The sequence below is a fragment of the Neorhizobium sp. PAMB6716 genome (assembly GCF_058242805.1).
The window spans coordinates 944,564-968,960 of sequence record NZ_JBZAYW010000002.1 but is presented as its reverse complement, the minus strand read 5'-3'; the positions used below and the strand labels follow the sequence as shown (position 1 = coordinate 968,960).

The window sequence follows — 24,397 nt, the reverse complement described above, 5'->3', positions numbered from 1 at the left end:
CAAATGTCAGCATACCGCTGCTTCAGTTGGCATCCTTGAGTACCATTACTATCGGGCAGTGATCACTCGGGTCGGCTCTTCCGAACGTCAGTAGCTGCGTTCCGAATGGATTCGACGAGCCATCGCATTTCGTGAGTACGCTCCCAGGATCGCCGAAGGAATAGAAGGCATCCATCTCGATCTGGTCGGCGTCAGTTGCCACGCTATCGCGAAGCCCAGAGACAACGAAAAAGTCTATGGCTCCGAACTGGGTGGGGGTGTAAATTCGGGGCTCCAGGCCGCCCTGATATGCGTTTGGATTGTTGACCAGCGCTTGCTGTTTCAAGGCAGCGAAATCGAACCGATATCCCTTCCAGCATGCCCGTTTGTCCATTGCGGGGAACAACTGCGCATTGGCACCGAGCCGAGCCACGACATTCGGGGCTTCAAACAGAAGGCGATTGAAGTCACCGGCCAAGATAACTGCGTCACCCTCTGGCCTGTCGGCGATCCAGCGTTCGAGAATATCGAACTGGGTCGCATTCACCGCGCAATCGTCCTTCAAATCGTCATTGTTCGTCGTCCCCTCTTTGCAGGCCGATTTGAGGTGGATCGATGGTATCCAAATTATCTGACCACCGAATTCGACAACAGCGACGGGGCTCCCGCGAACGTGACGTGGCGGCGTGCAGCACTCGTCATCGTGGAGTATCGAAAGCTCATCCAATTGTTGGATTGTCACTTTGTCCTTGATCGACTTCCGTACAGCGATGGCCGTGTAGATGTCGTCGTTGTCGAACCGGCATCGCTGGTCATTCTCCATACACCGCGTCTCGAAATAGACATCGTAGTCCGGGCCAACGGCTCGTTCGGCACCGGGAATACTGCCGATCTCTTGCAAGGCGATGATGTCAGCATCCAAAGAACTGATTACCGAATTGATGTGTGCGTAGACCTCCGCACTTCTTGCATGGCCTCGCAGGGCCTGTTCTGGTTGCGAAGCCAGGTTCGCGATATTCCAGGACGCGACCCGAAGGTTTTCAGCTGATGCGGGGGTAAAGGTAAGCAATGTGATAGCTACAGCGGCGGCCAGTTTCTTCATGATTGTCCCCTCTGAGTTACAGCTTCGACTGATTGCATTCGAGTCCCAATAATTACATAAAGTAGCAATTGTTCAATTGCCGGAGGCCCGCTTGAAAAGCTTCGTTCATCTCGTTGCCGTCACTGTGGTCGCTATGGTGACGAGCCAGATCGGCATCGCCCATGCTGCAGTCTTCGAAATGAAGATGTTCGGGCATCATGTCGTCGTTCTGCAACGAGATTTTGAACAGGTCCTATCAATCGACGGCCGTGACGTGCTGAAGGATGCTATACTCAACATAGATGATATTCGTTTGATTTCGGGAACGCCCGCGATTGTCGGATCATCTTCGGCAGGCGGAAATGCCTGTGACGCCGCCCCCTTTGTCGTGTCGTTCCCACGGGATTCAAACCCTCGGGTCGATGGCCCTATTGAGAGCTGCCGCCCGGTGAGAATGGATGTACTGGTAGATCAGCTTAACTTCTCGACGACAGCACTGCCGAATTCGCCGGGTGAAACGTGGACATGGACGCCCGCAAGCGGTTTTGCGAAATCGGGAAGCCGGGATTTCGTTGCCGATACATCGAGAGGCTGGTCCGAGCTTCGGGAAAAGACCGTGTCTCACCCTAGCGAGCTTTTATCATTCGGTGAGGTCGCAGCACAGATCAACGACCTCCTGGGCGCAGAGAAAGGCGAATATTCCGACATCATCCTGGGTGTCGGGTCTGGTTCATTTGATGGCGACTACTTCGTCGGCTCGGCTTGTACCCGTCATCTGTGTCAGGAAGAGGAGGCACTGCTGGTCGCCTCGATCCAAGACAAGCAGGTGTTCTTGGCTTGGAAGCCATCAGGTGAAAAGATTGTGGTTCGTCCACCCGTAAAGCAGTGGCCAGAGAGGGCGAAGGCTGCACTGCGGGAATGGGCGGCGAAATGGAAATAGGTCGCGAGAGATTGGATGCCACTACGCTGCATCGACGAGAATGGAGCGGACATTTTTGCCTTCGACCTCAGCCCGGAAGAATGGAAAACACTTATGTCCCGAAACAGGGGCGGCCATTTTCTGAAAATGCCGTGCTGCGACGCTGGCGTGGCTCTTAGAAGGTCACGGCGAGGCACCCAACACTTCGTGCACAAGGTCATTGGGAATTGCACATCTGCGCCCGAGACAGAGGACCATCTTCGACTAAAGCAAATTGCTGTCGAGGTGGCACGTCGGTACGGTAATCCCCCCGTTTTTAACGGGTCCGATCAGTAGAATTTACGCTGCCATTTTCAGTTTCTGCCTCGGCGTGATGCCGCCGATAGCCATATTGGGTCGGTCATTGTTGTATGTCCAGAGCCAGCGTGTGGCGTGATCCTGCACCTCCTTGATGGTATCGAATATCAAGCATCCCAGCCATTCATGCCGAACCGTGCGGTTGTAGCGCTCGATGTAGGCGTTTTGCTGCGGCTTGCCCGGCTGGATATGGGCGATGGTGATGTTTCGCTTCTCGGCCCACGCCAAAAGCGTGCCGCTGATATATTCCGGGCCGTTATCGACACGAATTATATCCGGCTTGCCACGCCACTCGATGATCCGGTTGAGGGATCGAACGACCCGCTCGGCTGGCAACGAGAAATCGACCTCGATGCCAAGCCCCTCACGGTTGAAGTCATCGATGACATTCAAGGTCCGGAACGAGCGGCCGTCGGCAAGCTGATCGGCCATGAAATCCATCGACCAGGTCCGGTTCGGGTGTTCCGGCACGGCCAGCGGTTCGGGACACTCTCGAACCAAACGCTTCCTGGGCTTGATCCGAAGGTTCAATTCCAGTTCGCGATAGATGCGGTAAACCCGCTTGTGATTCCAGGTGAAGCCCTTGATGTTACGAAGATAAAGGAAACAAAGGCCGAAACCCCATGTCTTCCTGGCTGTCGTCAGACGCAGCAACCAGTCGGCAATGCCTTCGTTCTCGTTGTCGAGCTTGCGTCCATATCGATAGCATGTCTCGCTGATCGAGAACGTCCGGCACGCGAGGGCCACTTTGATATTATGCTTCTGGACCGCTTGCATGGCCATCTCCTTGCGTTGAGACGGCCTCAGCGCTTTTTTCCGAGAGCTTCCTTCAAAAGATCGTTCTGCATGCTCAGTTCCGCATACATCTTCTTCAGGCGCCGGTTCTCCTCTTCCATGCTCCTCATTTGGCTGACCATGGACGCATCCATGCCGCCTAACCGGGCCCGCCACTTGTAAAAACTCGCATCGCTCATGCCATGCTCCCGGCAAAGCTGTGCAACCGGAATGCCGTCCTCTGCCTGCTTCAGGATTGCCATGATTTGCGCGTCGCTGAATCGTGATATCTTCATCGGAATCTTCTCCAAAATCTTGTGAGAAAATTCTACTTTTAAGCCCGTTTAGTTTGCGGGGGGATTACCGTACGGATGGACAGTTGGAACAGAAGTCAGGGGGAGCACTCCTGACGGAGAAGAATGGATTGCCGATGTGCTGGCGCGAAAAAACAATGCAGCGGTCGCAATCGAAATCCAATGGTCACCGCAGACGCCCGAAGAAACCTCGCGAAGACAAGAGCGCTATAGAAAGTCGGGAGTGCGTTGTCTTTGGTTGTTCCGGCACAAAGGCTTTCCGGTCGCTGAAGCGCTTCCCGCTATCCAGGTGACTGCCCAGGCTGATGGTTACTCCACGAGTCTCTCTGAAAACAAAATGCCCTTGCATGTCTTTCTCGATGCGGCTTTTGATGGCCGGTTCCGGTTTGGCCTGCCTACCAATGGCAGGGCGGTTGTCCGGATACGAGCAGGTGAGATAGACTGCTGGAGGCGTGAGTGTGGGGCAACGACCAAAATCGTAACTGGCATCGACGTCATGTTTGGTTCGCATGGACTTGCCTCGGAAAAGTGGAGAGGCATTTTCAGATCAAGCGGCCAGTCTCTCGAACTGTGCGGGGCTTAGGTAGTTAAGCGCCGAGTGCCGACGGGTGGGATTGTAGAAGCCATCGATATAGCGGGCAATGGCATTTTCGGCCTGGTTTCGGGTTTGATAGATCGTCCTCCAGATCAGCTCTGATTTCAACGTCTTGAAGAACGTTTCGACCATGGCGTTATCATAGCAATTTCCCTTTCCCGACATTGAGATCAAAATGCCTTTGCTGCGCAGGAGCGCCTGATAGTCGATAGAACAATATTGACTGCCACGATCGGAATGATGGACCAGGCCAGGCTTTGGACGCCGCATGACAATGGCCTTGCGAAGAGCATTGAGTGCCAGTTCGCGGTGCAGCCGGTCACCCACAGCCCAGCCGACGACGCGGCGAGAGAACAGGTCGATGACGACGGAAAGATATAGCCAACCCTCGCGGGTCCATACGTAGGAAATATCAACACCCCATTTCTGATTGGGGCCGATTGCGGCGAAGTCCTGATCGATGATGTTGGGTGCAATCGGGAAAGCATGCTGGCTGTCGGTCGTGCGCTTGAACCGACGCTTCTGCCGGGCATGCAGGCCATTGTCTCGCATCAGCCGTGCTGTGCGCCTCCGACCAATGGCAAAGCCACTGTCCTGCAATTCCCGCGTCATGCGTGGGCTGCCATAGGTCTCGTGAGACAGCGCATAGGCCGAGCGCAGATGCGCGAGCATCACCATGTCCTCGCGCTGCCGACGACTTGCTGGCCGGTCTTTCCAAGCGAAATAGCCACTCTGGCTGACGCCCAAAACTTTGCAGAGGCGGTGTGCGGGGAATTCATCTTTCGCCTCGTCGATGAAACGGAACTTCATCGACTTCCCTCCTTGGCGAAAAAAGTCGCGGCACGCTTCAGTATCTCACGTTCCTGCCGAAGGATTTCGTTCTCCCTGCGCAACCGTTTCAACTCGGCCGCCATGTCCTCGGTGGCAGCGGATACCGCCGGCGCATCCATCGCCCGATCACGGCTACGGCCGATCCAGCGCACCAGCGTCGATAGGCCGACGCCCAGGTCCTGTGCGATCTCACGCTGAGTCCGCCCACTCGTCTGCGCCAGCCGCACCGCTTCGGTCTCAAATTCCTTCGTAAAATTCTTCTGCTTCGGCATTCCGGTTTCCTTTCAACTCAAGAAAACCTCTCCACTTTTCCGAGGCAAGTCCAGCAGACGTACTCATGGAGAGTGAGCGATCTTGACGACGCATCGGACATACTTAGCTCTATAATCGAACACTTGCCCGCAGACCCGCGACTTGGGAAGCTAAAGAAGCGGCACAGCAAGACACTCCAGCAGGAATATTTGAGCAATGGCTGCTATCGCTGCGACAGCCTGATCGGGCAGCACTTTGAATTCGGGGTTTGGTACAGCGACGAAGTTGTGAGTTCCTTCCCAGTCATCATTAGCGGAGATTGGAAGAAGATGATCGAACAACAGTACGAGCCCGAATGGGCCGTTTACGCTGCCAGCGAGATTTCGGAATGAGCGAAATGCCCGCGTCTCGCCTCGACGCGATTCCTCTCATGTTTGCACACTCCAACAGCCAACCTCAATGGAGACCGCTTTGCTGAAGGCTTCATCGAATTCTGCGATGCTGTTTTTCGAAGCTTCGCTGACCGAGGAGGAACTGCAAGCATCCGCGATGTGCATCAACGCCATGAAGGTCTTGCGGTATGCGGAGCAGCATGAAGGCATTCAAATCACCAAACTCGGCAACTTTTATCGGAAGTGCGTGGAGTGGGCTGCTGAAGCGTTTCAGTGGCCCGGGTATGAACCGATAGAGCTTTACGCTGTAAACAAAGTTCTGAACGAGCCGGATTTTCCACCCCTCTTCCTGATCCACGAAATTCTGCTGAACACTAGGCTGATCCGACATTACAAGGGGAAAGCAAAGCTGACCAAGGCGGGGACCGCTATGATCGGGCGCTATGGCGATCTTCAGGTGATCCTGACAGAATATATGCTGCGCTCTCCAATAGGCGACGATCCTCAGGCGAACGCGCTGTTTTGGAACCTCGAACATTTCATGCGCGTCATTGGTGATCAGCTCAGCGACTGGACCACTGTCGCGGACTTTTCGGAACTGATCGTCCCAGTAGACCTGTTTCCTTCAAGCGGAAGCATCAGCGGTCGCTTCGAAGCCTGCCTGTTCGCGGTGCACGAGATTGTGCGACCGATGAATTGGCTTGGGCTCGTCGATGATGGGCACCTCAAGCAGAAGCCCCACATCCGGCTCGAAGAGCGCTTGATCCGAAAAACGCCTCTGTTCGACCGGTTTGTTAGGTTGATCGTGCCCACGGCCGATGGCGGACAACACGCACATTAAGTTCGCTTGCTTTGCAGACGACGCCCTCCATCTATCAAAGACTAGTCGTCCAGGTGGTTTCTATTGTCGGCGAAACGCATCGATCATTGCCTTGGTCACGTCCTGCGGATAGCAGATTGGTGCGTATCCACCCGGCTTGGAATAAGCGCTTCTTTTTCCACACCGTCTACCGCCACGGTCTGTATTATACGGGCAGGCGCACGAGCCGGGATAGTTCGCAAGAGATTCAGCGATGATGCGCTGGATGATGGTGGAATCGGGCACAGAGGGTACAGGCTTCTCTCGCGCCGTTTCCTTCGCTTCCTTTTTCGAGGGCTTTTCATCACCCGGCGTTGGTCTGTTAGCGAGAAACCGAGAGGCTATCCAACCGTCCCGTTGGGTAAGTTGGTCCTTGATGTGGGACCATTCGCCGGACTCTTTGATCAGTAAAACCTGTCGTCCATTGTCGAATCGATCAATGATCGCGTCCCCGGTGGAAGGTCCCGAGCGAAACGCGACACGGTTAGCCGCAACAAATCGTGGCGGATAGTTTTGAGCTGGCTCCAGTTTCTCGATTTTCTGTCCATCTGCAGGGTTGGCTTCGGACGCTGTCGTCGTAGGAGCCAATTTTGAAGTTTCGGTGCTGACCGTCTGGGGCTGTTTTCGCTGGTCAGCGATGGGCGGTAAATTTGCCACGCGGCCCTCGCTTCCGCCCGGGTCGTCACCCAGAATTCGGCCCAAGGCAAACAAAACAAACGCCCCTATGATCAAATACCGCTTCCGCATGTCTCAGCCCTCGAAAATACTTTGACGCAGAAGACGATTTCCGACAAGCTTAAGGTGTAGCGGCGGGATATTTCTCGTTAGTGCAGAAGCACATAACGTAACGGGAGAAGTGGCTACGTCAGCAATCCGAGAACTTCGGATTGCTAGGGGTCAATCAGGCGGCCGGAGATGCGAGATGGCACCAAGAAAGGTAGTCGATGCCCGTGCGGATCGTGAAGGCGACATCACGCACGTAAAGCTCGATGGAAACAAGAATTTCACACCGCTGAAGAAGGCAATGGAATTGGCGGATCGCGGCGAAGTTTCCAATGCGCATTCCGTTCGCCGCAGCAATGCGAAGCCGCATTTGCGAACTAACCCGGACGGAAAGAAGACCAATAACTTGGACGACATGGCCGGTGACGATTAACGTCGAGATTCAACCGGCGCGTCTGGTTTGTCGGGATGGGGGGCGGTTTTCATGGTTGGCGGATGGGATAAACATCCAGGTCCAGACAATGACTATGCGCCAAAGCCTTGGACAACTACTAAATGGGTGGTCTTCTTCCTTTCCGCCTTTGTTGCCATAGTTGGCCTAGCGTATCTCAATTGGCCCTGATCAATACCGGCAGACATCCAGTATGGGGATTGTGCGGCATTTCTTTCTCGGGATTTTGTCGAATTCGCCTGTTGACGAACACTCATATAGAAACGCTTCCCATTGTATTTCGGTGTCATTCTAGTTGAATGACGTCTAACGAAATCGTCCTGGAGTTCCATCGTGCATAATGAGACACTCGGTCACCGTGCGTTTCTGACGCGGTTCGCTTCCCCGAGAACTGCAGGCGAACCAATCCCTGGGCAATATTCTGATGACCTGGGAATGTGGGTGGTTACAAGCCCTCTGGGAATTGTCCCTCTGATCGAGACCAAGTCCGATTTGATCGAAATCACGACGAAGACGAAAGTCGAGCAGGAAAGCGACGACACGCCTGCGCCGTTCCTTGAAATACAGACGAAAACTGCAACCAACGTCGAAGGAGACGATCAGGTTCAGCATTCCGCAATGCACCTGCTTGAAATCACGACAAAGACTGATGCGCAGATGGAAAGCGATGATACCTCACCGCGCGTTCATGGCTTTCTATGACGGCACTGACTGTCGATGATATTGATCCTCACCAATGAAAGGGACCTGACAACTGACTTCGTTGTTCGAGAGTTGAAACGACGAGGCCGGGATCATTTCCGGCTTAACACTAACGCAATCGCCAATATGTCATTTGCGCTCGATCCATCCACCATGTCGCTGGTAGTATCCTCGCGAGAGAGACGGGTCCAGGTTGATCAGGTAAGAGCCGGTTACTTTCGCAGGCCCGAACTCCCAGATTTGAATAAATTGGACCATGACATGGGGCAGAGAGCGTACGCGTCGACAGAATGGTCAGCTCTGCTGAAATCGCTCTATTTGTTGGTCGGAAGCAGATGGCTCAGCCATCCCCGCGACATCCTCATCGCCGAAGATAAGCCGTCGCAAATATATCTGGCGAAAAGGCTCGGGTTTAATGTACCGGATACGGTCATTACGAACGACCTGGATGCCGCTCGCACATTGTTGGCCCAAGGACCGATTGTCGGAAAACCTCATCGGCAAGCTGTCGTCGAGATCGAAGGGTCCGAGCATGTCATGTTCACGAGTCGGATCGAGGCAATTGCAGAGGAGGATCGTGAAGCTCTTCAGTATGCCCCAGTGATTTTCCAGAGGCTCATACCCAAAAAAATCGACATCAGGGTAACCGTCGTCGGCGAACAAGTCTTCTCCGTGGCAATCCATTCGCAGGAGTATGACGAGGCGTCTTTGGATTGGCGACGCGGCTCAAATCCGAAAATCAGGCACGAAGTAATAACCCTTCCCGGCGACATCCAGTTGGCCTGCACAGAACTTGTCCGGCAGCAGAAGCTGCGCTTCGGTGCCATAGACCTCGTGCTTGGTGAGGATGGTCAGTTTTGGTTTCTTGAATGCAATCCGAATGGACAGTGGGCCTGGATTGAAAATCGCACTGGACTCCCTATTGCGGCAGCAATCGTAGATGAGCTGGAGAGGATTGCAGCGGTATGATCGGTGTCTTCGAGTTCTTTTGGCCAAGGCTTTCGAGGCCAACAACCTTGCAGCTTGAAGACCAAGCCAGCAAGCAGACGCATGACCTGCAACTTATCAAAGACGCGAAGTGGGATACGCACACCGAGATAGCGCTTGAATGCGCCCGGGCGCTACACGAACAAGAAACCGAACGGAAGAGATCATCTGAAAGCAAGGCGTCCATTTACCTCGCGGTGATTGCTGCAATCTTCCCCGTCCTGGTTTCGTTGCCAAAAGACCTCTACGGAGACGAATTTCCCGACATGAGCGCTGGTTGGCAGACTGTGCTTTTAGGGCTCTTCGTTGCGGGCGTCGTATACCTCGTGAGAAGTGGAATATGGGCCTTCCGCACCTTGGCTGTCTCAACCCATAACCGTATCGATGCGACAGACATTGTTCACCTCTGGGGCGAGCCCGACGCCAACAGCGCGCTGATACGCGATATGCTGGTTACGACGCGGATGAATCGCGACGGAGTGAATGCGAAAGTCGCCTTCATCAAAATGGCCCATGCATTCTTGCTGAGGACATTCATCGCATTCGCCATCCTCCTCTTGGTCGCAGTTTTAAGGCAGCCCATAACAAACCTCGTCGATGCAGCTGTGCCGATGGTCCGTGCCACTGTGTGCGGCTGACAGCCGTACGGTGTAACAAATTACTTTTGATTTTGACTTCAAATGTTCCGGGTACCCTGGCAGGTCGGATAACGGCTGCATCCCCAAAACTGCCGACCCGCCCGTTTTCCGCGCCTTGCTGTCCGCAAGCGCATGCCAGAACCACATACCGGGCAACTGGGTATGCTTGAGCCGGTTCGGCTTGTATTGTAGTTGCCTCCGAAGCTTGTTCGCGTGGTACCGGCAGTCGACGAATAGGCGGTCGGTCTCCGTGCCGACGGCTGGGTAGGTTGATACGGAGATATCGGCTGCAAAGCTGGAACCGCAATCTTGAAATGACGTAGATCAGCTTCGGCCTGGGCCAGTTCCTCGACAAACTGCTGAAGCTGGGCATCATTGCCAGCGATCCAATCATTGAGCTGCTTGTGTTGCTGCTTCAATTGATCGACAAGCTTCGAAAGCTTGTCAGCACATCCTTGTTGCCGGGAGATGATATTGTCCCGTTTGGTTTGCAACGCGGCTCTATCGGCAGCCGTGTAGTCGGCCCGGAACAGGAACTTTCGTTCGACCTGGTTGACCCAGGCCATGATGTTGGCGGACTTAACCGGGCCAATGCCATGAGCATCCTGAACGTCACGTCTTGATGCGTCGTATGCGGTCGTAAATCCGTAGGAAGCCAAGGACGCGACGTCACCGGACGTTAGCTTTGGTATCCTTGCACCTCGGATGCCGTGCGCACTTAGGTGGGCATCTAGCTGCTGTTGCCGCCTGGAGGCATTGTAATCGGTTTCGATATTCTTGAAATCGGATACGAGCGCCTTGTATTCCTCAATCTTCTCAAGGATGGCAGCGCGGGTTGCCTGTACGGTTTCAGCAGGTGAGTTCGATTGCAGGTGTTGAACACGAGCCCTTAGTTTTTCCGCAGTCCCATTGAATTTCTGAAGGTAGAGGCTTTCTGTGCTGTCAGATCGAAGCGCCAGGTAAAGGCCGATACCTCCCGCAATAAGAGGTACGATTGGCGGGATGCCGCTAGCGAACAGAAAGACCGCGAGCACCCCCATACCGGCTGCGCCGAGTTTCCTCAGCATTCCATCCGAAGATTTTTTCGATGCAGCGTCTACTGCGGCCACAGACGCCTTGTACATTATTTTCGGCGCAGGGATCGCAACTTTGATCTGGGGTGGAATTGTCAGCGAGTTTAGGATGGCCTCGATGGCTACGATGTTAAAGCTAAAACCAACGCCTTCACTGATAGAGCCTTTTACGTGGTGAGCGTTGGCGTCGTGGCTGATGAACATCGGCACGCCGAATGCCTGCTCCATTCGGCACCAGGGACATTCAGGGGCAACCCTTGGATAGTGGTGAGCCTTGTTGTTCGGACACGGCCGTAGGGATTGCTCCAGCTCTTCGAGTGCGGAAATCCATTGGCTGGGAGTTGGCCTGGACCCGACGCCTTGAGGTGAGAACGCCAACTCGAAGTTCTGTCTGACCTTTGGGGAAAGGTCCGCCATCTGAACGGTCGATGGAGGCGGTTGCATCTTCGTGTCCCGCTTCGAGTATGCGAAGCGAAATTCCTTGATGGCCTGTTCGATCCCCATATCTCCGGCTCCCTTGAAGCGGCCCGAGAATGGATGTCGATCCATGCAGAGAATTTGGAAGATGGCGACCGCCAAGCCGAAGGCATCGTGATCGGGTGTACGGACCACGTTCTTCAAAGATTGGCCTTGCAGCTCTGGCGGCGTGTATTCTGGAACGCCAACGACGCAAAGGTACTGCTTGCCTTTCTGAATAACCTGGAATGAGTCGGTATCGATGAGCGCGACAGTAGCTTGTTGCGAAACCAAGATACTACGTTGATTGATATCGCCAATGACGCAACCCGCAGCATGAACCTGCCCAAAGACACGCGCCACGTTGATGGCAGTCCGCACCAGAAACCTGTAGTCCGCAGTTGGAAAATGCCTCAACCGTGAGGAAGGCGTCTGCAGTTCGTGGATTTCTTTGTGCTCTGCAACGAGCCGCATCAGGAAGCCAACAAAGCTTCCCTTGCGGTCAGCCACGACCTTAGTGGGGAATGCAACCGTATTAATGGATGAATGCAGGTTAGCATCCACCATGGCCCTGATTTTCGCCTCCCGCGATGCAACGACCGTGGGCAGATAGGCCTTTACCGCATAGCCCGGCAGGTTTGGTCAGCGCATAGACCTCGCCTTCGCCGCCTTTGCCAATGCGCTTCCCGACATGCAGTTCGTCAGTTCCAGCAAAGAGTTTGTCGAGGCTCATCTTCTGACCGCTATCACCAACGTTTTGTCGTCATCGGTGTGCTCGGCAAACTTCTCGCTATCGAGATAAGCCGAAAGTCGGCCAGACAGGAAATGGTCGCGGCCGAGAGATGTGCTTGATACGAATGGTCGTACCATAGGGTTGAAAAAGTTCTCGTAGGGCTCGTTCGTTAAGCTGTCCAAGACCTGGTTCTCGATCCCGTCAGAGAACAGGAATATGGCGTCTATCGAAACATCATGCTCTGCGAACCTGAGTCTCGGAGTGGCGGAATCGGTCACGAAATACGTAGTTGATGCGTACTCGCCATTTTCGGATTCGCTCAGAAGCAGCCAGCCTTGGTCAACGGCGCTTCGAGCAACAATAGCACCATCACCGACATGAGCGGTCACTGTCCGGGTGCCGTCCGTGATGCCAAGAACCATCGTTGCGGCGAAATCACGAGGGGTGAGAGATCGCAAGGACGCTGCATGAATGATCCGGTCGCGAACCTGGTCTACCCAATCCCACACATGATCCTCGGACGGCATGTCCGTTGAGCCATTGGCGAAATGGGAACGAAGAGCTTCCGCCACCGTGCGACAGACAACCGAAGCACCTTCTCCACCATGGGACGCGGAACCTGCGCCATCGGAAACAACGGCACAGAAGATAGACGCTCCGTCCGCTTTGACGACTTCAAAGCAGCGCTTCGCATCCTGAAGGCGCGTCCCGCTTTTGACATGGGAGATGCCCCGAACGGATGCGGCACCGAATGTCCATCTTGTCATCCGGCAAAGGCCCATCCATCCGGAGCCGTGGGATTGGTAAGGGGCACTTGCTCGCCCGGATTGGACCGAGAAACCGATCCAAGAGAGTTCGAGAGCCACTGGAAGAACTCTTTGAATTGGAGGCCCTTCAGTTTAAGCGGCTGGCGAACCGAGATTTTGGCCAGGGTGTCCATGTTAGCGCCCTCGACGCCAATGGCATAAAACATGAAGGCCTTGCTGTCTTCGCCCTTCCTGACCTCTTCAGCAGCGCGATGCCAGCTATCAGTAGGCGCACCATCGGTAATCAGGAAAACCCAGGGTCGATAAAAATTGATCCCGTTCTCCCGGTAACGATCCTTGCGTTCACGGAGCATGGCTAGACCAGTTTCAATGGCTTCTCCCATTGGAGTGTTGCCTTGAGAGGTAAGTGTCGGCGGATAAAAGTTCTCTGCACCGATGAAGTCCATTTCCACGTTCACGGGCCCGAACGTCACCATTGCGAATTCGACCCGGTTTGCCGCGAGACTATCGCTCTGAATCTCTTCCTGCAGAGCCCGTAGGCCTTCGTTCAGTTCGTCAATTGGTCTGCCGCCCATCGAACCTGAAACATCCAGGATCAGGACGCATGGACAGCGCGGTTGAGGGTTGGATTTCAGATCGGCATCGGCGAAAGGCTGTTGATCGAACTCGGACATGCAAGGCTCCCCATCCACAATTGCCGCCATACAACCCCAAAACGAATTGCCGATCAATTGGATGCGATGAAATACACAGTTAGGTTGAGATTGCGCCTAAGTGCTCTGAGCGTATGTTGTCCAAAGACTCAGAATATCGCTATGCATTTACCTAGCAGGACTAGAATGAAGAAACGAGAAGCCCGTGCCCGATGGAGGCTCCCAGTCTTGATGGCGCTCTCCTTGAGTTGCTCGGCAGCGTCGGCTCAGGATGAGCTGTACGTGCTGGACGGAGACACCATAGACGTTGCAGGAGTGCGGTTTCGTTTGCACGGCATCGATGCACCTGAAGCCGGTCAAAAATGTAAAAAAGCTCGCGGTGGAAACTGGCCCTGTGGGCAGGCAGCGATTGCCACCTTGGAAGAAATTGTTGAGGGTCGGCAGGTGCATTGCGACGACAGAGGCTCTGATGACTATGGTCGGACGATAGCCGTCTGCTTGTCTGATGGAAAAGATATCAATCAAAAAATGGTGGTAGCCGGATTAGCCTGGGCATTCCGCAAGTATTCTGAGGATTACGTTGATGCCGAGGATCAGGCTCGGCAACTGAAAACGGCAATCTGGCAGGCACCGACGCAGCCCGCCTGGGAATATCGATCAGAGAAATGGGCTGTCGCGCAGCAATCTGCGCCCAATGGATGTCCCATCAAGGGCAACATCTCAAAGAACGGCAAAATCTATCACGCGCCTTGGTCGCCGTGGTACGCAAAAACGAAGGTCAGCGTTGCGGAGGGCGAACGATGGTTCTGTGACGAAGCAGAGGCCGTTACGGCAGGATGGCGAGCGCCGTATTGGGGACGAAGCGTTGCCGGGCTAAAGAACTAACCCGCAAATGCAGTTGTCAGAGGGGGCATTGAAATGAAACCGGCACACTGCGCAATCCATGGCTTGTTGATGTCGTTTGTTGGCGCATCGTCATTTCTAGCGTACGGCGCAAGCGGAGCTTCCGCATCGGACAACTTGACCCCAGTTGCCTGCAAGTTTGAACACTTGCCATTGATGTTGCTGATTTTCCGGTCTGGCATGGGTGGTAATGACAACACCGTGCAGATCGGGCAACAAGAACCGGTTCCATTGAGTGTAGGATCAAGCTTGATGACGGCGACGTTCCAAGGTCAGGAGTTTGTGTTCTCGCTGCGGATGCCAGCCAACGTATCGGTCAGTGGGCAGGGTTCTGATACGATGACCTACCATGGCGATTGCGTCAGCAGCCCACCACGATAGCTGTCAAAAGTTGTGCTTTGACAGTCGCTATCGAGATCGGTGTTAGTCGCTCTTTCCGCCTGTCGTTAACCTGGCTGAGTGATTAGCAATTCGATTCCAAGATCGATGCGTGCAATATCACGCGCCACGAGCAGATTCGTAAGCGTTTCTTCCTGTTCAGTGTTGATCGCTGCCGTAGGCATGGCGGCTCTGACGCGAACACGTATTCTATCGGCTAGTCCAGCAGCCTGTCTTTGGGAAGTCGAAGACGCCAAGTCGACAATCTGATCGCGTATAGTGCGAGAGGTCGCTCTTGCATCTCCGTACTCCTTCTTCTGGAGGAGCGCGCCAATCTTTTGTTGGAGGTCGTCGAACGTTGTGTGGCGTATTTCCTGCGGATCGGAACAGAAGAACGCATGCCCCAGATCGCTACGATAGGCGATTGTATGCTGCTTATCATCGGGAAGTGGCCCGATATCCCCAGGGGAGAAGAATGCGGTGTCTTGGAAAACTCTGCCAAGACCATAGGACCTGTTGAATTCGTGAATGTTCGCAAGGCAAGGAGCGGCGTAGAAAACGCAATTCGGATGGCTCCTCTCCAGCTCTATGAGGTGGGCGTGCTGCGCCGAAAGGTCGTTGCGCATTAAGCCAATCCGATAAAATGGTGTCGTTAGTCCTGGGCAGTTGCCAGTAGATACCTCGAACGCCGTTCCCCTCTCCATTCGATCAGGCAGCTTAAACTGAAAGAAAAGTGGCACTGCTGGCAATCGGATTTGGACGTCATATCCAAGCTGCGCCTCTTGTGCCAGATTTGGGAACACCGGCGCGCCCGTTGCCCCAGTCGGGTGTGACCGAATGAGATTTTCGGTGAACGCGTAACCGTAGGAAAACTCCGTATATCCGACCTTCATAATGAACTACTTCCAGTGGCGCATCTAAACTTCCAAAACGTTCCCTTTTCCAAACCACGCCTCAGCCTGTTTCAAAACAGCAGGTGTAGGATTCTGGAAATAGACAGCCAGCACTTCTTTCGCCCGAGTGCAACAGACATAGAATAGCTTTCCGGTCCGCTCTATCACGCGTTCCGTACCGCTGCCCTCGAACAAGTATGTGAAATTGTAGTGATTCCACCCACCGGCATCCAGCACGACGAGGACACGTTCAAACTCCCGTCCCTTAATTTTATGCTGTGTGGAAAACGTAGTGCGTCCTTCGAGGTATTCATAAAGCTTCTGAAAAGATGAAAACGGGACACCAGTAAGCCGATCAAAAAGGTAGCGTTTTTCCGCGCGGAAGTTGGCAAATTTGTCGTCTTTGACGCACAGTCCGTTGTCGTGTGCCAAGTCGATTACATCCAGGATTGGACTGTCTTTCATTGTGCCAATGTCTTCGACGCATTTTTGAATGCGTAGCTTGTCCTGAGCATTGGCCACGCGAAATTCAGTTTTGCGCAAAAATTCATTGAACCGGCGCTGTTCATAAAGGTGGACGACAGCCTGAATCTTGAAGACGTGCTTCACGAAATCGCACCGCTTCGATCCCCTTCGAGCTATTTCCTCTTCTGTCTGTTTTTTGTCATCGATCAGTTGATCTTTATCGACATAAAGTCGCCGAAAGTGATGGAATTCTATCTCGTTCGCGTATTCCAACAGCTTTGGATTGGCGTCGATGAATGCCTGCATCCCCGGCGTCGGGCTGACCGCGCGTAGTGCACTACCCGTCTTCCCCTTCTGAAGGGAAGCGACGACCTCACCGAACGTTTCGAATTGATAGTCATTGAGGTTACCGTTTGTCTTAATGAACTTGACGATACGATCTCTGAAGGAAAGGACTCCATCCTTGTCGTAGATTTCCATCAAGTCAGCAAAACCTGCCTGCGGCGCGATCAAATTATGCGTCAGGTTCAGCTCTTTTGTTTCCCAAACATCTGAGAAGTCCCAACCTAGGTGGTCGCGGACTTGTTGCAGCCGACTGTCATGACCCGTTGAGTGATAAAATCTGATGATCCCATCCTTGACTTTACCCTCAATCATGTTGGGCGCATTGAGGTCCTTCGATGCGCCTTGGACGATACCGTCTGTTCGCAAGTTGTTCGCGAGTTCATAAACTAAGCGCGGATTTCTACGGTTTTGCTGCTTCCTAACTTCGTCAACGGTCCCGGCGGCTACATAAGGCTGGATCGATCCGACACCTTCTTCGTAGATCGATTGCATCGCATCGCCGAAAAACCCGCAAACACCTTGCCGCGTACTCAGCGGGAGCCAATCGAGAAGAATTTTGACGACCTCCGGCGCGGTATCCTGATACTCGTCAACGAGGATGTACCGATAACGGTTGCGAAGAATGTCGCGAATTTTCGGGTATGTCTCAAACATGGCATGGGCGATAATGATAACCTCGTCGTGCGAAACGATACCCTCGCCCAGCCGCGTGAATTCTTTGTACTGGACTTTTTTTCCGGCGAACATTTCCTCGGACACAACGATTGTTCCGGGTTCCAACTTAGGTTCATTTCCGCTCAGCAACCCCACTAGGACATTTCGGAGTTCCCGCTGAAACGGGCTGACCACGTCCCAAAGAAAATCATGGATCGTTCGGACGGTGAGGCGCTCGTTGGAAACACGCGATTCCACTTCGCGGACAGCAGCGTTCGTAAACGTGATACACGCAACGAACGCGCTAGGATCGGTGCGGAGCAGCTCTCCGATTACCTGGACAAGCGAGTACGTCTTGCCACTTCCGGCCCCACCGCTGAGCAGGAAATTCTTCCCGGCGGCTACAAGTTCCAGGGCCTCGATCACTTCCGGTTCAAGCTTCAGCCCGCCTTGATCCATCGAAGGCCCTCCTCGATGTAACCAGGGATGTTCCAATTGTGAAATTCAAAGGAAAATTCCTTTGGTGGACCCAAGGGAGACGCGACGTTCGATGTGGACGTCGCACTATTCAGAAGGATTTCGATAGCGAACGACGGTTTCCTGGTGATTCCATTTTCGGCCATCTCGAAAGACGACCCACCGGCGAGATATTTTTTGAGGTGTTTTTCTACCAGGCTAGGAAAACCGGCTTTCTGAATGCCAGGCTCTTCCGTAGTCGAGTTGCTGATAAACACTCGGTTTAGGTGAAAGAACGCATCTTCAAAACTGCGAGCGTGGTATTCATTTCCGTCCCCGTCCTTTTCCGAAATCTGATAGGCGCAGAGGACCTGCCCTTCAACCTTGGGGCCCCACTTGCCTGTTGCAGGGTCCTTCCAAACCGCCTTTTGTTCAAAGTTTAGGCCAAGGAAATATGAAATGTCGGGCCCCACGCCATGAAAGAACCGGAGCGCGGCGTTTGTCGTGTGAGTGGCATTTTCTATCTCGTGCGCTCGAACGATCTTTTTCTGCTCACCCTGCTTGTTCATCACTGGGACGCCGAGTTCGTCGAACTCAAGCGCCTCTTTCGCCGAATCAATGTCCGTGATGATCAGCGTTTTCACGCCGATGAATTGAAGGAAGATTTCATAGATTTGAGAATGCGCACCGACCTCGATAACTGAGATGTTCTGTGAAAGCAGGGCGAGAGGCGGGAGTATACCATCCTCATACGCCTTAGCCGCGTCGGCCTGATCGATTTTGCGCATCATAGCCGGAAGCAGGATGCGTTCCGTATCGCCCTCAACAAGGATTGCTTTGTCCGCGAAAAATAGCTGCGACCTGTTGAGGGTCAAATATTGCTTCAGAAAGGCGTAGTGCCCTCCTTTCCCCGCCGACTTGTAGAGGTCGTCCAACTCTTTGAGACTGCGCGACTGAGTGTAACCGTCAACGCGTTTGAAATATTTGATGTCATTAAAATCAGACTCGGCGACGATGTGAGAAGAATGCGTCGAAAGAATCGTCTGCAACGGCCGCGAGATGCCATCGGCATTGCTGATTGCTCGCCCCACGAGACGTTTGATATTCGCAATAAAGATGGCTTGCATCTGCGGATGCGTATGGGCCTCGGGCTCTTCGATAAAGAGCAGATTGATGTCAGCCGGTCGAGGCTTCTGGCCGCGTTTGAATTCGTTGAGGATAATTTTGATCTCGAAGATAATCGAGATCAGGTTAAGGTAGCCGAGGCCGTTATAGTTTTCCGGTAAGGTGAGATCGAGGCCTTGACCATACATAACCGTCGTATTCTCCTGCAGCAGATCACGATGCTGCAGGGTGGACCTAATCTTGATCTCTGTATCACCTTCCTTAATGCCGCCGAAACTTCGGACGTCGGAGATGACCCCCTTGAACAAGTCGGCATAAATGCCGTCCAGCTTATCGTCAGTATTACTCAGGGCTTCCTTGAAGGTTTCGAACACTTCTTCGTCCCCAGCATCGGACGCCATAGCATTGTAGATTTTCGCCGACATCGCCGAAAGGCTACGATCTGATTCTTTATTCGAAACCGATCTGCGCGCATTGATCCTCTTGAACGAGATGATGTCGTCGATCCGAACCGCCTCATTGAGCAGGTCTACGTAATCGTCCTCCTGCACGGTCCCAGTGATATGATCGAAACGAACACTGCGCCGGGCAGGTTTGAAATACTTTCCTTGCTCTTCCCTCAAAAATTTCCGCGCATCCTTTGCCTTCTTGCCATCCTTTAGCTTCTTATCTTTGTGCTCCTGAAATGCGCGCTTTATGGAAGAAAGGTTCTCAGGTGAGAGCTGATATAGGAAATCTAGAATGATCCATCGGTTCTCAGGATCGAGGTCCATGATGACCGCATTGCCGACATTCGCTAGGTCGTCGTGGTCATCGTATTGGATGAACAACCGCAGCGATATTCCACAGAATGGATATGGCTCATCCGGCTGCACCTTCTCTTCGAGAAGGTCGATCAAATGCTGCTGGAAGTCGGTATTGAAATCATCGAAATCAAAGCGTGGGAGCCCGTTGGTGGCTAGAAATCTCTCAAGCGCCAGCAATAGAGACGTTTTTCCAGAGTTGTTTTTGCCGACGATGATCGAAAGGTATTCCTCCAAGTCTACCTGGAGGTTTTTTAGTGATCGGAAATTTTTGATGCAAATCTTCTTCAGCTTCATGAGGTTACCCGGCATTTATCGTAATGCAACACAGACATATCAAACTAGGCTGATTCGCGTAAAACGGGAAAAGGGCCATGTGCCAAAATAACTGAGAGCACAGTTAAATCCGGGATGAACTTCAGCCATAAGGATTAAGTACGAAGAGCTGGTCGAGAAAGTGGCTCTCGTAAGGGAGGCTGCAAATACCGTACTAATTGGGTTGCGCGCCAACTTGGTGTGATGGATAAAACGAAACCGCCGAGATGATCAGGGACGCCAATCGCTGACAAATTTGGCGTATTTAGCTGGTTACAGGGCCGCAGCATGGCGAGAGTACCAAGATGGGCAGAGAAACTGTTCTCCGCGCGATGCTCGTGGGGTGATGCTGTTGCAACTAAGCCCGACGAAGACATCAATGGCTGGGATTACTTTATCGAGTTTGCGGATCGCACGACAGGCGAATTGACCGAAAGGTCGCCCTCCCGCAGGCAGGCCTTTGCGCAAATCAAGTCAACCACCGGCAACTCATGCAGAGCCAAAATCAAGCTCAGCAACGTCTTGAAGGCTTGCGACCCGCGAGAAGCGTGGTTCGTGTTCCTCGTAAAGACGGACCAGACTATCTACGGCCGAGAAATGATTGACGACGTGCTATCACGCGGACTGAGGGAAGTCCGCAAAGCTCGACTGGAAGGGACCCCCCTTCACAAGACTACAATGTCATTGGACTTTCGTGCTGAGGATAAGATCGATGGCGACCTCGTCGAATGGATGCAAGCTCGCTTGGGAGATACCGCGCAATCCTATACAAACAACAAGAAGCAGCAATTCGACACTAAAGGTTATGAACACTGCGTCGGGACTGGTAAATTTATCGTCACAGCGAACAGCGAGGGCGATTTCAACGATAATTTTCTTGGCTTGGGCAAGGGACTTAGCGTTGAGCATTTCTTATATACTGATCTTCGCTTTGGTTTGCCCGAGAAAATTGAGGAATTTCGAGGAAAAGGTCGCTTGTTCATCGAGCCTACGCCAATTGATACATGCCAGATAAAGCTGTCTGGACCATCTAACGAGCCGCCGCTGGTTCTAAATGCTACCGTTTATGGCTTTAAACCGCCGATGAGTGCCCCATCCGATGGTCGCTTGAGGTTCTCGTCGCCTCCGGTCGAACTGATCACCTCAAAAGGCGGCGGCCAAATTCTTCTCAGAAACGAAGAGAATGATTGTCACGCTCTCGCGCATTTTGCCCTTCATGCAAAATTGCTTCGATGGATGAACACCACCACGATTGAAGCCGAGATTCGCCGCCGCAGCGTTCGCGCATGGGGCGGTAAATTCCAGCGCAATGGTGCAGCTGCACCGAACGCATTTCTTGAAGTGGTTGCTGCGTTGGAAAAACTGGGGGCTCACACGGATTTGTCCAAGCTCCAGTTCAGTGTGAGGGACCTGAATTGTGCCTTGCCCGAATTGCACGAAGCCGCCGTGCTGCTGAGCGACGTAAATCTGCGGATTGAAATTAGCGACGAGTCAATCGCGGCAGGCAAGTGTGATGCGCTGATGTATCTCGCCTGCGCCGACCTGCGGGAGACAACAATTGCCGTGGTGGCGGAGAGACCAGTTACTAAGGACAGGTCGAAAGGGGCGATGCGAATCCTGACACTTGGTCATCCCGTAATTAGGGACGCATACCTGATCGAAAAGGCGCTTGACGAGGACAGGCACCGTCTTCAGTTAGAACTGACCCGCCATGCGGACGAAGCAGGCGCGGCATATGAGGTTCTGATCGTGCAAGACATAATGGAGCGCTTGAAGGAAAATCGAGAGAAGAACGTCGCCTGAACCTGCGGCTTGCAGGGGGGCAGAGCTTCATTTCAACAGACGTCTCCGACTGTCTAACGTTACGTTAACCATATCTCTGAAACGTATTGCATCCCGCTAGACTCCCGGTACCTGCCGTGACTATTTTCCGCCCCAGTTTCAAACACGGAGCCCCACGATGATACGCGTCGTCAATCTAGGAAAGACCTTCCTCAGCTCCATCTGAAGTAAGGACACTGTGTCCTCTACCTCCGGATGGGCTGCCACCCATGTGCGCCCAGGAGGTATCTATGCGCTCATCGAAAAATGTGCTGCACGACGTGTTCGTGCGTCGTGCCATTCGGACCGAATTGCGCTCCGGCAACGGAGAAGGCGTTCAATTTCGCTTCCAGGTTTGCCAGGATCGCGAGCTTGATGCCCATAAGAACGCGATGGTCGAGGCGCGCGCGTGAAAATGGTAAGCATTGCCCTCACCTCCTTTTGTTCGCCCTCCAATGCGGTCCCTCTTGACCGGCCAGCACCTGTTTCGAAGCGCCGTCGCCTCGTAACAGCTGCCTTCCTCTCCATAGCTCACTGCCTCCTACGTCACTGCATCTGATTTCCGGCAGTTCGTAATTTAAGCAATGAGTTAGCGGCGCTTTTTTCAAGACGCCGAGAGAGGAAGTGTGCTGTGAGAGCGCAACGGGTACTCCGCTACATGATCGAGGTGGAACACGGCATCGACAACTACGTCGACGACCTGCCGCCTTGTAATGACAACAATAAAGCCCAGCAAGAGTTCATTCCTGCGGGTAAGCTCATCCAAATCTCTACGGTTGACGACGACGGTGTAATCGAGGAGGTCGAACTTTGGGCACCGCCTGTAAAATCGACCGCGACAAGGCTGCCCCCTGCCCGCACAAAGGGACACAGCCGTGGCTATCTCGTCGATACGAGGACTAATCGTGCTGTGAGTTTTGCCAGCACGTACGAGATGACGTGCGCGTTGATGCTGCTTACGAACTCTGCGGTTGTCGATATTGAAGATCAGCCACGGTAATCCCCCCGCAAACTAAACGGGCTTAAAAGTAGAATTTTCTCACAAGATTTTGGAGAAGATTCCGATGAAGATATCACGATTCAGCGACGCGCAAATCATGGCAATCCTGAAGCAGGCAGAGGACGGCATTCCGGTTGCACAGCTTTGCCGGGAGCATGGCATGAGCGATGCGAGTTTTTACAAGTGGCGGGCCCGGTTAGGCGGCATGGATGCGTCCATGGTCAGCCAAATGAGGAGCATGGAAGAGGAGAACCGGCGCCTGAAGAAGATGTATGCGGAACTGAGCATGCAGAACGATCTTTTGAAGGAAGCTCTCGGAAAAAAGCGCTGAGGCCGTCTCAACGCAAGGAGATGGCCATGCAAGCGGTCCAGAAGCATAATATCAAAGTGGCCCTCGCGTGCCGGACGTTCTCGATCAGCGAGACATGCTATCGATATGGACGCAAGCTCGACAACGAGAACGAAGGCATTGCCGACTGGTTGCTGCGTCTGACGACAGCCAGGAAGACATGGGGTTTCGGCCTTTGTTTCCTTTATCTTCGTAACATCAAGGGCTTCACCTGGAATCACAAGCGGGTTTACCGCATCTATCGCGAACTGGAATTGAACCTTCGGATCAAGCCCAGGAAGCGTTTGGTTCGAGAGTGTCCCGAACCGCTGGCCGTGCCGGAACACCCGAACCGGACCTGGTCGATGGATTTCATGGCCGATCAGCTTGCCGACGGCCGCTCGTTCCGGACCTTGAATGTCATCGATGACTTCAACCGTGAGGGGCTTGGCATCGAGGTCGATTTCTCGTTGCCAGCCGAGCGGGTCGTTCGATCCCTCAACCGGATCATCGAGTGGCGTGGCAAGCCGGATATAATTCGTGTCGATAACGGCCCGGAATATATCAGCGGCACGCTTTTGGCGTGGGCCGAGAAGCGAAACATCACCATCGCCCATATCCAGCCGGGCAAGCCGCAGCAAAACGCCTACATCGAGCGCTACAACCGCACGGTTCGGCATGAATGGCTGGGATGCTTGATATTCGATACCATCAAGGAGGTGCAGGATCACGCCACACGCTGGCTCTGGACATACAACAATGACCGACCCAATATGGCTATCGGCGGCATCACGCCGAGGCAGAAACTGAAAATGGCAGCGTAAATTCTACTGATCGGACCCGTTAAAAACGGGGGGATTACCCCACCAGCCATTCGTTACACGACGTCTGATGGTATCGAGCACGAACACACCTTCGACTATCGTGCGACCCTGCGTAACGGAGCGCGGATCGCATTCGCGGTTAAGCCGAAGGACTTGGTGAAGTCGTCGGGCATCGAAGATATTATCGAGCGGACTAAGCCCAACCTGAATGGATTTGCAGACGCTGCAGTCCTGGTCACGGATAGGACTCTCACTCGCGAGCGCGCATGGAACGCTAAGTGGACCCTGCGGGCGTTGAAAATCCGCGACGAAGCAGACTGCGAGAAGATGCGTTCCATGATTTCTGACATCCAAGGGACCGTCAGCGCCTTTGCGCTTGCACGGAATTTCGACCGGTTTGCTGATGGACTGAACGCAATTTGGTGCCTCGTCTACGATGGTGTCATTGAGCTGGCTGAGCCCGACAAAAAGTTGGTTGATGCGCCGTGGGTCAAAAAGTCGTCACAGCAGGAGCTGACGCCATGAAACCTGTTGTCGCCATGTGTTCCGGG

25 protein-coding genes are annotated in these 24,397 nt (G+C 53.5%); 15 read left to right on the top strand and 10 right to left on the bottom strand.

Annotation, left to right across the window (positions count from 1 at the left end; all coding sequences use genetic code 11):
* Window positions 1–22: 22 nt before the first annotated feature.
* Window positions 23–1,081, bottom strand: a complete 1,059-nt coding sequence (locus AC4CWH_RS23035; protein WP_491321615.1) for an endonuclease/exonuclease/phosphatase family protein — start codon at window positions 1,079–1,081, stop codon at window positions 23–25.
* A gap of 91 nt (window positions 1,082–1,172) precedes the next feature.
* Between AC4CWH_RS23035 and AC4CWH_RS23030 the strand changes: the two genes are divergently transcribed.
* Window positions 1,173–2,000, top strand: a complete 828-nt coding sequence (locus AC4CWH_RS23030) for an Ivy family c-type lysozyme inhibitor (protein WP_491321614.1) — start codon at window positions 1,173–1,175, stop codon at window positions 1,998–2,000.
* A gap of 318 nt (window positions 2,001–2,318) precedes the next feature.
* On the opposite strand, the gene AC4CWH_RS23025 is transcribed toward AC4CWH_RS23030, so the two are convergent.
* Window positions 2,319–3,406, bottom strand: a protein-coding gene (locus tag AC4CWH_RS23025) for an IS3 family transposase (RefSeq protein ID WP_491321446.1) whose coding sequence is annotated in 2 segments (ribosomal slippage) — window positions 2,319–3,145 and window positions 3,145–3,406 — 1,089 coding nt in all. Because the reading frame shifts where the segments join, the coding sequence is not laid out codon by codon here.
* A 136-nt stretch (window positions 3,407–3,542) separates the two neighbouring features.
* Here AC4CWH_RS23025 and AC4CWH_RS23020 point away from each other — a divergent pair.
* Window positions 3,543–4,007 (top strand): competence protein CoiA family protein, encoded by a 465-nt coding sequence (locus AC4CWH_RS23020; RefSeq protein WP_491321613.1) that lies wholly within the window; start codon window positions 3,543–3,545, stop codon window positions 4,005–4,007.
* Here the strand turns inward: AC4CWH_RS23020 and AC4CWH_RS23015 are convergent.
* Window positions 3,972–5,122 (bottom strand): IS3 family transposase gene (locus AC4CWH_RS23015; RefSeq protein ID WP_491282487.1). Its coding sequence is split into 2 segments (ribosomal slippage): window positions 3,972–4,855 and window positions 4,855–5,122, totalling 1,152 coding nucleotides; the frame shifts between segments, so codons are not numbered across the junction. The two genes, AC4CWH_RS23020 and AC4CWH_RS23015, sit on opposite strands and share 36 nt — an antisense overlap.
* Window positions 5,123–5,194: 72 nt before the next feature.
* Between AC4CWH_RS23015 and AC4CWH_RS23010 the strand changes: the two genes are divergently transcribed.
* Both AC4CWH_RS23010 and AC4CWH_RS23005 read left to right on the top strand, forming a co-directional pair.
* Window positions 5,195–5,494 carry a hypothetical protein gene (locus tag AC4CWH_RS23010; RefSeq protein ID WP_491321612.1) on the top strand — a complete coding sequence of 100 codons (300 nt, stop codon included), beginning with the start codon at window positions 5,195–5,197 and terminating at the stop codon, window positions 5,492–5,494.
* Between the two features lie 79 nt (window positions 5,495–5,573).
* A complete protein-coding gene (locus AC4CWH_RS23005; RefSeq protein WP_491321611.1) occupies window positions 5,574–6,335 on the top strand; it encodes a hypothetical protein in 762 nt (253 codons plus the stop codon).
* A 60-nt stretch (window positions 6,336–6,395) separates the two neighbouring features.
* Here AC4CWH_RS23005 and AC4CWH_RS23000 read toward each other — a convergent pair whose 3' ends face one another.
* A complete protein-coding gene (locus AC4CWH_RS23000; protein WP_491321610.1) occupies window positions 6,396–7,100 on the bottom strand; it encodes an SH3 domain-containing protein in 705 nt (234 codons plus the stop codon).
* Window positions 7,101–7,275: 175 nt separating this feature from the next.
* Here AC4CWH_RS23000 and AC4CWH_RS22995 point away from each other — a divergent pair, with 175 nt between their 5' ends.
* From AC4CWH_RS22995 to AC4CWH_RS22980, 4 genes are all read left to right on the top strand, one after another.
* Window positions 7,276–7,509, top strand: a complete 234-nt coding sequence (locus AC4CWH_RS22995) for a DUF3892 domain-containing protein (RefSeq protein ID WP_491321609.1) — start codon at window positions 7,276–7,278, stop codon at window positions 7,507–7,509.
* A 351-nt stretch (window positions 7,510–7,860) separates the two neighbouring features.
* Entirely contained in the window at window positions 7,861–8,229 is a 369-nt protein-coding gene (locus AC4CWH_RS22990) for a hypothetical protein (RefSeq protein ID WP_491321608.1), read from the top strand.
* Window positions 8,230–8,490: 261 nt separating this feature from the next.
* Window positions 8,491–9,198 carry an MvdC/MvdD family ATP grasp protein gene (locus tag AC4CWH_RS22985; RefSeq protein ID WP_491321607.1) on the top strand — a complete coding sequence of 236 codons (708 nt, stop codon included), beginning with the start codon at window positions 8,491–8,493 and terminating at the stop codon, window positions 9,196–9,198.
* Complete coding sequence (locus AC4CWH_RS22980) at window positions 9,195–9,854, top strand: hypothetical protein (protein WP_491321606.1); 660 nt, start codon at window positions 9,195–9,197, stop codon at window positions 9,852–9,854. The genes AC4CWH_RS22985 and AC4CWH_RS22980 overlap by 4 nt, the downstream gene beginning before the upstream one ends.
* 38 nt (window positions 9,855–9,892) lie before the next feature.
* On the opposite strand, the gene AC4CWH_RS22975 is transcribed toward AC4CWH_RS22980, so the two are convergent.
* The 3 genes from AC4CWH_RS22975 to AC4CWH_RS22965 form a co-directional block, all read right to left on the bottom strand.
* Entirely contained in the window at window positions 9,893–11,950 is a 2,058-nt protein-coding gene (locus AC4CWH_RS22975; protein WP_491321605.1) for a topoisomerase DNA-binding C4 zinc finger domain-containing protein, read from the bottom strand.
* Between the two features lie 162 nt (window positions 11,951–12,112).
* Window positions 12,113–12,883: a PP2C family serine/threonine-protein phosphatase gene (locus AC4CWH_RS22970; protein WP_491321604.1), complete on the bottom strand. Its 771-nt coding sequence runs from the start codon at window positions 12,881–12,883 to the stop codon at window positions 12,113–12,115.
* Complete coding sequence (locus tag AC4CWH_RS22965; RefSeq protein WP_491321603.1) at window positions 12,880–13,557, bottom strand: vWA domain-containing protein; 678 nt, start codon at window positions 13,555–13,557, stop codon at window positions 12,880–12,882. The genes AC4CWH_RS22970 and AC4CWH_RS22965 overlap by 4 nt, the downstream gene beginning before the upstream one ends.
* Window positions 13,558–13,767: 210 nt before the next feature.
* Between AC4CWH_RS22965 and AC4CWH_RS22960 the strand changes: the two genes are divergently transcribed.
* Together AC4CWH_RS22960 and AC4CWH_RS22955 are read left to right on the top strand one after the other, a co-directional pair.
* Window positions 13,768–14,421, top strand: a complete 654-nt coding sequence (locus AC4CWH_RS22960; protein ID WP_491322320.1) for a thermonuclease family protein — start codon at window positions 13,768–13,770, stop codon at window positions 14,419–14,421.
* 33 nt (window positions 14,422–14,454) lie between these two features.
* Window positions 14,455–14,820 carry a hypothetical protein gene (locus tag AC4CWH_RS22955; protein WP_491321602.1) on the top strand — a complete coding sequence of 122 codons (366 nt, stop codon included), beginning with the start codon at window positions 14,455–14,457 and terminating at the stop codon, window positions 14,818–14,820.
* Window positions 14,821–14,885: 65 nt separating this feature from the next.
* Here the strand turns inward: AC4CWH_RS22955 and AC4CWH_RS22950 are convergent, their stop codons facing one another.
* The 3 genes from AC4CWH_RS22950 to AC4CWH_RS22940 are packed head-to-tail and all read right to left on the bottom strand — an operon-like array spanning window position 14,886 to window position 19,855.
* The gene (locus AC4CWH_RS22950) at window positions 14,886–15,710 is read right to left on the bottom strand and encodes a hypothetical protein (RefSeq protein ID WP_491321601.1); all 825 of its coding nucleotides are present in this window, start codon (window positions 15,708–15,710) and stop codon (window positions 14,886–14,888) included.
* A 24-nt stretch (window positions 15,711–15,734) separates the two neighbouring features.
* On the bottom strand, window positions 15,735–17,633 hold the full coding sequence (locus tag AC4CWH_RS22945) for a UvrD-helicase domain-containing protein (protein ID WP_491321600.1): 1,899 nt from the start codon (window positions 17,631–17,633) through the stop codon (window positions 15,735–15,737).
* Complete coding sequence (locus AC4CWH_RS22940; RefSeq protein ID WP_491321599.1) at window positions 17,615–19,855, bottom strand: ATP-dependent nuclease; 2,241 nt, start codon at window positions 19,853–19,855, stop codon at window positions 17,615–17,617. Before AC4CWH_RS22940 ends, AC4CWH_RS22945 begins: the two co-directional genes overlap by 19 nt.
* A gap of 306 nt (window positions 19,856–20,161) precedes the next feature.
* Here AC4CWH_RS22940 and AC4CWH_RS22935 point away from each other — a divergent pair, with 306 nt between their 5' ends.
* The 5 genes from AC4CWH_RS22935 to AC4CWH_RS22915 all read left to right on the top strand — a co-directional run bounded on the left by AC4CWH_RS22935 (window position 20,162) and on the right by AC4CWH_RS22915 (window position 24,371).
* Window positions 20,162–21,676, top strand: coding sequence for a hypothetical protein (locus AC4CWH_RS22935; RefSeq protein WP_491321598.1), 1,515 nt, complete (start codon window positions 20,162–20,164; stop codon window positions 21,674–21,676).
* 269 nt (window positions 21,677–21,945) lie between these two features.
* Window positions 21,946–22,107, top strand: coding sequence for a hypothetical protein (locus tag AC4CWH_RS22930; RefSeq protein ID WP_491321597.1), 162 nt, complete (start codon window positions 21,946–21,948; stop codon window positions 22,105–22,107).
* 245 nt (window positions 22,108–22,352) lie between these two features.
* Window positions 22,353–22,694, top strand: a complete 342-nt coding sequence (locus tag AC4CWH_RS22925) for a hypothetical protein (RefSeq protein WP_491321596.1) — start codon at window positions 22,353–22,355, stop codon at window positions 22,692–22,694.
* Window positions 22,695–22,758: 64 nt separating this feature from the next.
* A protein-coding gene (locus AC4CWH_RS22920) for an IS3 family transposase (RefSeq protein ID WP_491321446.1) occupies window positions 22,759–23,846 on the top strand; the annotation gives its coding sequence in 2 pieces (ribosomal slippage) (window positions 22,759–23,020 and window positions 23,020–23,846; 1,089 coding nt in all).
* 156 nt (window positions 23,847–24,002) lie between these two features.
* A complete protein-coding gene (locus AC4CWH_RS22915; RefSeq protein WP_491321595.1) occupies window positions 24,003–24,371 on the top strand; it encodes a hypothetical protein in 369 nt (122 codons plus the stop codon).
* Window positions 24,372–24,397: the final 26 nt, after the last annotated feature.

Bases quoted from the DNA above. Each gene is read 5' to 3' on its own strand.
- AC4CWH_RS23035 (WP_491321615.1), bottom strand. From the start codon at position 1,081: ATGAAGAAACTGGCCGCCGCTGTAGCTATCACATTGCTTACCTTTACC.
- AC4CWH_RS23000 (WP_491321610.1), bottom strand. From the start codon at position 7,100: ATGCGGAAGCGGTATTTGATCATAGGGGCGTTTGTTTTGTTTGCCTTG.
- AC4CWH_RS22995 (WP_491321609.1), top strand. From the start codon at position 7,276: ATGGCACCAAGAAAGGTAGTCGATGCCCGTGCGGATCGTGAAGGCGAC.
- AC4CWH_RS22985 (WP_491321607.1), top strand. From the start codon at position 8,491: ATGGGGCAGAGAGCGTACGCGTCGACAGAATGGTCAGCTCTGCTGAAA.
- AC4CWH_RS22980 (WP_491321606.1), top strand. From the start codon at position 9,195: ATGATCGGTGTCTTCGAGTTCTTTTGGCCAAGGCTTTCGAGGCCAACA.
- AC4CWH_RS22975 (WP_491321605.1), bottom strand. From the start codon at position 11,950: ATGGTGGATGCTAACCTGCATTCATCCATTAATACGGTTGCATTCCCC.
- AC4CWH_RS22970 (WP_491321604.1), bottom strand. From the start codon at position 12,883: ATGACAAGATGGACATTCGGTGCCGCATCCGTTCGGGGCATCTCCCAT.
- AC4CWH_RS22965 (WP_491321603.1), bottom strand. From the start codon at position 13,557: ATGTCCGAGTTCGATCAACAGCCTTTCGCCGATGCCGATCTGAAATCC.
- AC4CWH_RS22960 (WP_491322320.1), top strand. From the start codon at position 13,768: ATGGCGCTCTCCTTGAGTTGCTCGGCAGCGTCGGCTCAGGATGAGCTG.
- AC4CWH_RS22955 (WP_491321602.1), top strand. From the start codon at position 14,455: ATGAAACCGGCACACTGCGCAATCCATGGCTTGTTGATGTCGTTTGTT.
- AC4CWH_RS22950 (WP_491321601.1), bottom strand. From the start codon at position 15,710: ATGAAGGTCGGATATACGGAGTTTTCCTACGGTTACGCGTTCACCGAA.
- AC4CWH_RS22945 (WP_491321600.1), bottom strand. From the start codon at position 17,633: ATGGATCAAGGCGGGCTGAAGCTTGAACCGGAAGTGATCGAGGCCCTG.
- AC4CWH_RS22940 (WP_491321599.1), bottom strand. From the start codon at position 19,855: ATGAAGCTGAAGAAGATTTGCATCAAAAATTTCCGATCACTAAAAAAC.
- AC4CWH_RS22935 (WP_491321598.1), top strand. From the start codon at position 20,162: ATGGCGAGAGTACCAAGATGGGCAGAGAAACTGTTCTCCGCGCGATGC.
- AC4CWH_RS22930 (WP_491321597.1), top strand. From the start codon at position 21,946: ATGCGCTCATCGAAAAATGTGCTGCACGACGTGTTCGTGCGTCGTGCC.
- AC4CWH_RS22925 (WP_491321596.1), top strand. From the start codon at position 22,353: ATGATCGAGGTGGAACACGGCATCGACAACTACGTCGACGACCTGCCG.